Here is an 8,756-nt window from a genome sequence, read left to right as displayed (position 1 = left end):
ATCCCGGTCGCAGGGTTGCCGGCCGGGCTCGACGGGCTGACGATCGTGCAACTGTCCGACATCCACGTCGGGCCGACGATCCAGCGGCCCTATGTCGAACGGATCGTGCGCGCGGTCAATGCGCTCGATGCCGACCTCGTCGTCGTGACGGGCGACGTGGTCGACGGCTCGGTCAAGCGCCTGCGCGAGCACACGGCGCCGCTCGGCCGCATGCAGTCGCGGCACGGCAGCTTCCTGGTGACGGGCAACCACGAGTATTACGCGGGCGCGCATGCGTGGATCGACGAATTCCGGCGCATCGGGCTGACGGTGCTGCTCAACGAGCACGTGCTGATCGAGCATGATGGCGCGCGCGCAGTGCTCGCGGGTGTAACCGATTTCACGGCAGGCGGGTTCGATCCCGCTCATCGCAGTGACCCTGCGCAGGCGCTGGCGGGCGCGCCGCGCGACGTCGGCACGAAGATCCTGCTCGCGCACCAGCCGCGTAGCGCGGATGCGGCGAATCGCGCCGGTTTTACCGTGCAGTTGTCGGGGCACACGCACGGCGGCCAGTTTCTGCCGTGGCCGCCGTTCGTGCGGCTGCAGCAGCCGGTGATCGGCGGGCTGAGCCGCTTCGGCGATCTGTGGCTCTATACGAGCCGCGGCACCGGATACTGGGGCCCGCCGAACCGCTTCGGCGTGCCGTCCGAGATCACGATGATCCGGCTGACGCGCGGCGGGTAGGGCACGTTCCCCGTCTGGGAAAAGGCCGGTGCAAGCGCATCATCAACGGGAACAGGCCCTGGCCAGCGGCCGTCACTCGATGCGGGCGACCTCGTCGAAGTCGAAGCGCGGGCTGCGCGGGAACAGGCCGGCCGGATCGCCGTAGCCGAGATTCACGAGGAAGTTGCTCCTGATCGCGGTGCCAGCGAAGAACGCGGCATCGACCTTCGCGCCGTCGAAGCCGGACATCGGGCCCGCGTCGAGGCCGAGTGCGCGCGCGGCCAGGATCAGGTAGGCACCCTGCAGCGACGAATTGCGGAACGCGGTGGCCTCGATCAGTGCATCGTTGCCGGCGAACCAGCTGCGTGCGTCGGCGTGCGGGAACAGGCGCGGCAGGTGCTCGTGGAATGCCATGTCCATGCCGACGATCACGGTGACGGGCGCGGCCATCGTCTTCGCGAGATTGCCTGCGGACAGCGCGGGCTTCAGGCGCGCCTTCGCTTCGGGCGACTTGACGAACACGAAGCGCGCGGGGCTCGCGTTTGCCGACGTCGGGCCGAATTTCGTCAGGTCGATCAGCCGGTGCAGCAGCGCGTCGTCGACGGGCTTGTCCTGCCACGCGTTGTGCGTGCGAGCGGTGAGAAACAGTTGATCGAGGGCGGAGTCGGACAGCGTCGTCATGATGGGATCCGGAAAGAAAGCGGCCGGATCGCGCCGGCCGGCATGGCGGAGGAGAGAAGGCGGCGCCCGTCGGCAGGGCGGGCCACGACACGCCGCGATGATAGCGTGATGCACGAACGCGCATCGCCGGGCGCGGCGGCTTCCTTTCATCCGCGAATGACAGCGCATGGCGGTGCGCGACGCCGTTGGCTAGTATGCAGGCATGCACTGTTCGCTCCGTTCATCGCCCGTTTCTCCCGACATGTCGACGCCCGATCTCTTCGCTGACACGCCCGCACCCGACGTGGACTGGTACCCGGACTGGCTGGCGCCGCCCGATGCCGATCGCGCGCTGGCCGCGCTGATCGGCGAGGTCGCGTGGCAACAGGACACGATCCGCACGCCGCGCGGACGCATTCCGTTGCCGCGGCTCACCGCATGGCAGGGCGAGCCGGATGCCGTCTACGTGTATTCGGGGATCCGCAACGTGCCCGCGCCGTGGACGCCGGCCGTACTCGACCTGAAGCGCGCGGTCGAGGCGACGTGCGGCGCGCGTTTCAACAGCGTGCTGCTCAATCGCTACCGCAACGGGCAGGACAGCCTCGGCTGGCATGCGGACAACGAGCCCGAGCTGGGCGATGCGCCGGTGATCGCGTCGGTGAGCCTCGGTGCGATGCGCGTGTTCGACCTTCGCCATCGCAAGACCGGCGTCACGCATGCGTATCGCCTCGGGCATGGCAGCCTGCTCGTGATGCGCGGACGCACGCAGGCCGAATGGCAGCATCGCGTGCCGAAGGCGCCGGGCGTGCAGGGCGAGCGCGTGAACCTGACGTTCCGGCGCGTGATGCCGGCCGGTACGGGCCGGTAACCACCGTCGTCGCCGAGGTGCCCGGAGCGTCGGGCGACTCGTGCCCCGTTTTTGCGATTCACGGGTGACCGATGCAGGCAAGCGGCCGCCCGTGCGGCACGTTGCCGCACGAACGCGAAACTGCGCGCACTGAAACCGCGCTGAAGCCCGTCCCATAAGGGTTTCAGAAAAATTTCATCGACCGCCCGGTTCCGATAGATGAGTGAAACCTCTGATGGTGCGTCGCAACAATCTTTGACTAGACTGTCCAATGGCAGAAACGCGTCGCATCCCGACGCGATCCTTTCGACATGCCCCACGCGTTGCCGATGCGGTGCGCAAGGGGGCAGGAGCAAAACGCGTGACCGTATTCGACCCTTCCTTCGAACCCTCGCTGCACGTCTTTGAACAAGACGGCGGATGGCAATGGGCGCTGACGGTGAGGCGGGCGACCGGCGTCGGCGTGAAAGTCGTTGCGTTCAGCCGGGACGGCTTTCGCGGCGAAGCCGAGGCCTATGCCGCCGGCCAGCTTGCCCGCGCCGAGTATGACGCCGCCGTGACGGCCTGACGCCGTCGCGGCGATCCCGCCCGAGGATCGTCTTCATTTCTTGCCGCCCGCCGCCGGGCGGTTTTTCCCGATCGTTTTCAGTTTTCCGTCGCCTGTCGCGCTTCGCGCGACAGCGCGTGCGGCGTGCTTGCGCGCCCGTCCGCCTGAGCTCGCCGCACCAAATGGTCCGTACCATTCGACACGTGTGTGCCATACGTCGCGCTTAACGTCCCTGCACGGTGTCCGTCGCGCCGGCGATGCGGCTTTGCGCCGCGATGTGCACGCCGGACGCCGGACGACGACCCATCGACAAGAATGCAGGTCATGTGCGACGACAGAACCGACTACAACCGCCATGCGCGCGACGGATCGCGCACGGCGCGGGCGCCGGAACGGGGATTCACGCTGATCGAGGTGCTGATCGCGCTGGCGATCGTCGCGGTGGCGCTCGGCGCGGTGATGCGCGCGATCGGCGCGCTCGCGTCGGATACCGACATGGCGCGCATGCGCCTGCTCGCGTTATGGAGCGCCGACAACGCGCTCGGCGAGATCCGCATCGCATCGACGTGGCCGTCCGTCGGCACGAACACGTTTGCATGCCCGCAGGGCCGCTACCGGTTCGTGTGCCGCCAGTCGGTGGCCGCGTTGCCGAGCCCGCTCGTGCGTCGCGTGACGGTGAGCGTGTATCCGTCCGCGTCGAGCCGCAACGTGCTCGCCGAAGTCGTCACGGTGATCCAGAATGAAGCGCGCCGCTGACCCGCGCGCGGCGGCGCGTGCCCGCGGCTTCACGCTGATCGAGATGCTGGTCGCGATTACCCTGCTCGCGGTGATCGCGCTGCTGTCGTGGCGCGGCCTCGATGCAACGATCCGTGGCCGCGACGATATCGCGTCGAATCTGGCGCAAACGCGTCTGCTCGGCCGCTACTTCTCTCAACTGCAGTTCGACCTGACGAACCTCGTGACGCCCGACGAAGTGTTCGGGCCGCCGCTGCGCATCCACCCGGGTGAACTCGTGATGGTGCGTCATCTCGGGGTCGGCGGCGGGCCGACGCAGATGCAGGTCGTGCGCTACCAGCTCAACGGGCGCGAGCTCGTGCGCAGCGCGTCGCAGCCGCTCGCGTCGCTCGCCGAGGTCGACGACGCGCTGCATCACATGGATGCGTTCGCGCGCGTGGTGGTCAGCAATGATGCGCGCTCGATGCAGCTTTCCGTGTGGATTCCGCCCGGCGGATGGACGACGAGCCAGGCCGCCATCGAACAGTCCTATGCGCAGTTTCTCGCGCAGCACGGGATCAGCAACTCGACGTCGATCGGCGTGCCGGTGCCGCGCGGGGTTCGCTTCTCGGTCACGATGGGTGCGCCGGCGGTCGAATACGTGCGGACGATCCCGATCGGCCAGTGAGCGCGCGACGGCGTCCTGCGCACGCGGCCAGGCCCCGAAAGCCGTTCCGTCTCCCGGGCAAAATGGTCCGTAACTTTCGTCATACGTCTGTTATTGGCCGTCCGTTAGTCTCGTCACGAGCATGACCGACGCAACCGGTTCCATCGACCGGCTCAGCGGCGGCATCGGCAAACGGGAAGGGGGTGAACGTGACGGTCGAGCACCGGCATGATGCACACGCGCTCGCGTCGGGACACGATGCGCGCGGACAATGGCAATCGGCGGCGATTCTGGGCCGCGCACAAAACTGGCACAGCGCCGGACGTTTTGGCGAAGCGGCGCGCGATTATCTCGCGGTGCTCGCGAAGGAACCCGATCATCCGCAGGCGCTGCACCTGTACGGCGTACTGCAATTCCAGTGCGGTGACGCCGATCAGGCCGAAGCGCTGCTGCGCCAGTCGATCGCGATCGCGCCGGACGTGCGCGCGCTGTCGGATCTCGGCGCGATTGTCGGCGAACGCGGTCGCGTCGACGAAGCCCTCGGCCATTTCGCGTCCGCGCTGCAAGCGGCACCCGACGACGTGCAGACGCTCGTGCGCCGCGGCAACACGTTGATCGGCCTGCGCCGCTACGACGACGCGCTCGCGTCGTTCGATCGTGCACTGGCGGTGTCGCCGCTGGTGCTCGACGCGCTCTGCAATCGTGGCGGCGCGCTGCGCGCGCTCGGCCGCCTCGACGACGCACTCGACACCTACGACCGCGCACTGATGGTCGATCCGCAATCGTTCGAATCGTGGTTCAACCGCGGCATCGTGCTGCGCGCGTTGCGGCGCGCGGCCGATGCGCTGCATTGCTTCGATCGCGCGAACGCGATCCGGCCAGGCATCGCCGCGATCATGATCGAGCGCGGCCGTACGCTCGCCGAACTCGACCGTCTGAACGAAGCGCTGGCCGCCTTCAACGACGCGCTCGCGGCCGATCCCGAGCGGCTCGACGCGCTCTGCGACAGTGCGGCCGTGCTCGAACGGCTCGGTCGCGCAGACGAAGCGCTTGCGCGTTGCGAGCGGGTGCTGGCGCTCGATCCGGATCATGTCCGCGCACTCGCGGGCCGCGGCAATGCGCTGCTGCAGCTCGAGCGCTACGACGACGCACTCGACAGCTACGAACGGGCCCTTGCCATCGATCCGCGCTCGGCCGATACGCTGTGCAACCGCGGCACCGTGCTGCGCGACCTGCAGCGCTTCGACGCGGCACTCGCCAGCTACGATGCCGCGCTGGCGCTCGACGAGCGTTTCGCAGAAGCGTGGACGAACCGCGGCAATGTGCTGCGGGACCTGCATCGCTACGACGAAGCGATCGCGTCGGTCGATCGTGCGCTCGCGCTGCGCCCCGACCTTGCGACCCACTGGCTGGCCCGCGGCAACCTGCTTGCCGAGACGGGGAAGGTGGATGACGCATTCACCGCCTACGATCGCGCGCTCGCGCTGCAACCCGACTTCGCCGCCGCACACTGCGCGCGTGGTGCGCTGCACCTGATGGAAGGCGATTTCACGCATGGCTGGCGCGGGTACGAATGGCGGCTGCGCGATACGCAGCTCGCGCAGCATGCGCGGCCGTTCACGCAGCCGGTGTGGCGCGGTGACGAACCGCTCGACGGCAAGACGATCCTGATCCATGCGGAGCCGGGCATCGACGACACGCTGCAGTTCTGCCGTTATGTCCCGCTCGTCGTCGCACGCGGCGCACGCGTGGTGCTCGAGGTACCGCCGGCGTTGCGCGCGCTGATGGCGTCGCTCACCGGCGCAGCCCACGTGATCGCGCGCGGCGAACCGCTGCCGGCCTTCGACTGCCACGTGCCGCTGCCGAGCCTGCCGCATGCGTTTCGCACCGACGCGGACACCATTCCACGCACCGCCGCGTACCTGCATGCGGACCCGCAGCGCACACGCCAGTGGGACACGCTGCTCGGCGAACGCCGCAGGCTGCGCGTCGGGCTCGCCTGGGCAGGCGATTCGGCACGACGGAATGACGCCGGTCGGTCGATCGATTTCGCGCGACTCGCGCCGCTGTTCGATCTCGATGTCGACTGGATCAGCCTGCAGAAACCGCTGGACGAACGCGACGCCGTGCGGCTGGCGGATGCGCAGGTATCCCGCGTCGACGACGAACTCGGCGATTTCGCGGACCGGGCCGCATTGATCGGCGCGCTGGATCTCGTGATCGCGGCTGATTCGGCGGTCGCCCATTTGGCCGGTGCGCTGGGCGCGCGCGTCTGGGTGCTGCTGCCCGACCCGCCGGCGTGGCGCTGGATGCGCACGCGTGACGACAGCCCGTGGTATCCGTCCGCGCGGCTGTTTCGCCAGCCGGCACCCGGCAACTGGGCCGAAGCGATCGACGCGGTGCGTGCCGCGCTCGAACCGATGACACGTTAGACACGACACGCGATACGAACAGCGACAGTGGGGGCCACACGATGACACCGAACGGGGAAGGGACGACATTGGCGAGCGCGACGGTCGCGCCGGATCGCCGTCCGCCCGACACCATGCAGCTCGAACGGCTGCTCGTGCGCGCACGCAAGGCGCATCACGAGGGCGCGCTGCAGCACGCGGAGAATGCCTATGCCGAGCTGCTGGCGCTCGATCCCGAGCATCCGGAGGCGCTGCACCTGCTCGGCGCGGTGCGTTTCCAGCAAGGGCGGCTCGACGATGCCGAGCCGCTGATGCGGCGCTCGGTCGAGCGCCAGCCGGTGCCGCTCGCGCTCGCGAACTACTCGGCGGTGCTGGCCGGGCTCGGGCGCGAGCACGATGCGCTCGCGCGGCTCGACGAGGCGCTCGCGATCAATCCCGTGCACCAGCGCGTGCTGTTCCAGCGGGCCGGGCTGCTCGCGCAACTCGCGCGGTACGACGAAGCACGCGCGGTCTACGATCGATTGCTCGAACTGACGCCCGGGTTCGCCGACGGCTACGTGAAACGCAGCGACATGCTGCGCGCGCTTGGGCGCTTCGACGACGCACTTGCCGATTGCGACCGGGCGATTGCGCTCGCCGGCCGGACGTTCGATGCAATGCGCGCACGCGGGCTTGCACTGCGTGAACTCGGCCGCTTTCGCGACGCGGCAGACAGCTATGGCCACGCGCTCGCGCTGCGGCCGGGTAGCGCCGGCGTGCTGTTCCAGCGCGGTGTCGCGTATCTCGACCTGCACGATCCTGAATACGCGCTGGCGGATTTCAATGCGGCGATCGCGGCGAGCCCCACATTCGTCGATGCGATCTGCAACAGCTCGATCGCGCTCGAACAGCTTGGCCGGCACGACGAAGCGCTGATGCGTTGCGATCGTGCGCTCGCGATCGACCCGCGCCACGCGCGCTCGCTCGCCAATCGCGGCAACGCGGCGAGCCACCTGGGCCGCTTCGCGGACGCGGTCGACAGCTATGCCCGCGCACTCGAGGTCGAGCCGGGCAGCACGGGCGTGCTGTGCAACTACGCAAGCGCGCTGATGCAGGTGGCGCGTCATGACGATGCGCACGCCATGTGCGACCGCGCGCTGGCGATCGATTCGCACTATGCGCCCGCATCGTTCACGCGTGCACGTGTCCGGCTCGAAACGCACCGCTACGACGATGCGCTCGACGATCTCGCCTGCGTGATCGCCGCGACGTCGCGCGACAAGCTCGCGCACTTCCATCGCGGCAGCGCGTTGCGCGCACTGCGGCGGCACGAGGATGCGCTGCGCGCGTATGCGCAAGCGATCGACATCGATCCCGACTATGCGCACGCGCACTGCATGCGCGCGTTCCTGTGCTTGTCGATCGGCGATTTCGAGGCTGGCTGGGCCGAATACGAATGGCGCTGGCGCGACAGCCAGCTCGACGGCAGCCGGCGCGACTTCGCGCAGCCGCGCTGGACGCACGGGGTGCCGCTCGACGGGCAGACGATCCTGCTGTATCCGGAGCAGGGGCTCGGCGACACGCTGCAGTTCTGCCGCTACGTGCCGCTCGTGAAGGCGCTCGGCGCGCGCGTCGTGGTCGAGGCGCCCGTCGAGCTGAAGGCGCTGTTCGCGACGCTCGACGGTGTCGACGTGCTCGTTGCGCGCGGCGATCCGCTGCCGCCGTTCGATCTGCATTGCCCTTTGCTGAGTCTGCCACTCGAATTCCGCACCGACCTGTCGTCGATCCCTGCGGGCGGTCCGTACCTGCGCGCCGATCCGGTGCGGGTCGAGCACTGGCGCGCGCGTCTGGGCGCGACCGACCGGCCGCGCATCGGCCTCGTATGGTCCGGCAACCCGCTGCACCTGAACGACCGCAACCGCTCGATCACGCTCGCCGATCTGGTGCCGCTGCTCGACGACCGTTTCGAATGGATCAGCCTGCAGAAAGTGATCCGCGACGAAGATCGTCCGGTGCTCGATGCGAGCCCGATCCGCTTCGTCGGCGACGAACTGACGGATTTCGCGGAAACGGCCGCGCTGACCGAGGCGATGGACGCGGTGATCAGCGTCGATACGTCGGTTGCGCACCTGGCCGGTGCGCTCGGCCGGCCGCTCGCGGTCATGCTGCCGCACACGCCGGACTTCCGCTGGCTGCTCGATCGCGACGACAGCCCGTGGTATCCGGGCG

General features: G+C 68.7%; 8 protein-coding genes. 7 read left to right on the top strand and 1 reads right to left on the bottom strand.

Annotation, left to right across the window (positions count from 1 at the left end; translation table 11 throughout):
- Positions 1-723: metallophosphoesterase (locus tag JYJ84_RS21425; RefSeq protein WP_205189437.1), on the top strand; the 723-nt coding region annotated here is incomplete at its 5' end.
- A 72-nt stretch (positions 724-795) separates the two neighbouring features.
- On the opposite strand, the gene JYJ84_RS21420 is transcribed toward JYJ84_RS21425, so the two are convergent.
- Positions 796-1,383 (bottom strand): malonic semialdehyde reductase, encoded by a 588-nt coding sequence (locus JYJ84_RS21420; RefSeq protein WP_175223328.1) that lies wholly within the window; start codon positions 1,381-1,383, stop codon positions 796-798.
- A gap of 241 nt (positions 1,384-1,624) precedes the next feature.
- Here JYJ84_RS21420 and JYJ84_RS21415 point away from each other — a divergent pair, with 241 nt between their 5' ends.
- The 6 genes from JYJ84_RS21415 to JYJ84_RS21390 form a co-directional block, all read left to right on the top strand.
- Entirely contained in the window at positions 1,625-2,230 is a 606-nt protein-coding gene (locus JYJ84_RS21415) for an alpha-ketoglutarate-dependent dioxygenase AlkB (protein ID WP_236027409.1), read from the top strand.
- 340 nt (positions 2,231-2,570) lie between these two features.
- The gene (locus tag JYJ84_RS21410; RefSeq protein ID WP_122949560.1) at positions 2,571-2,777 is read left to right on the top strand and encodes a hypothetical protein; all 207 of its coding nucleotides are present in this window, start codon (positions 2,571-2,573) and stop codon (positions 2,775-2,777) included.
- A 303-nt stretch (positions 2,778-3,080) separates the two neighbouring features.
- Positions 3,081-3,512, top strand: a complete 432-nt coding sequence (gspI, locus tag JYJ84_RS21405; protein WP_175223330.1) for a type II secretion system minor pseudopilin GspI — start codon at positions 3,081-3,083, stop codon at positions 3,510-3,512.
- Positions 3,496-4,158 (top strand): type II secretion system protein J, encoded by a 663-nt coding sequence (locus JYJ84_RS21400; RefSeq protein WP_174956316.1) that lies wholly within the window; start codon positions 3,496-3,498, stop codon positions 4,156-4,158. The genes gspI and JYJ84_RS21400 overlap by 17 nt, the downstream gene beginning before the upstream one ends.
- 188 nt (positions 4,159-4,346) lie before the next feature.
- Complete coding sequence (locus JYJ84_RS21395) at positions 4,347-6,569, top strand: tetratricopeptide repeat protein (protein WP_175223351.1); 2,223 nt, start codon at positions 4,347-4,349, stop codon at positions 6,567-6,569.
- Positions 6,570-6,610: 41 nt separating this feature from the next.
- Positions 6,611-8,756: tetratricopeptide repeat protein (locus JYJ84_RS21390; protein WP_205189436.1), on the top strand; the 2,146-nt coding region annotated here is incomplete at its 3' end.

Source organism: Burkholderia sp. LMG 13014 (genome assembly GCF_905232215.1).
Classification (GTDB): domain Bacteria; phylum Pseudomonadota; class Gammaproteobacteria; order Burkholderiales; family Burkholderiaceae; genus Burkholderia.
This window is presented reverse-complemented; position numbering and strand designations above follow the sequence as displayed.

Bases quoted from the DNA above. Each gene is read 5' to 3' on its own strand.
- JYJ84_RS21420 (WP_175223328.1), bottom strand. From the start codon at position 1,383: ATGACGACGCTGTCCGACTCCGCCCTCGATCAACTGTTTCTCACCGCT.
- JYJ84_RS21415 (WP_236027409.1), top strand. From the start codon at position 1,625: ATGTCGACGCCCGATCTCTTCGCTGACACGCCCGCACCCGACGTGGAC.
- gspI (WP_175223330.1), top strand. From the start codon at position 3,081: ATGTGCGACGACAGAACCGACTACAACCGCCATGCGCGCGACGGATCG.
- JYJ84_RS21400 (WP_174956316.1), top strand. From the start codon at position 3,496: ATGAAGCGCGCCGCTGACCCGCGCGCGGCGGCGCGTGCCCGCGGCTTC.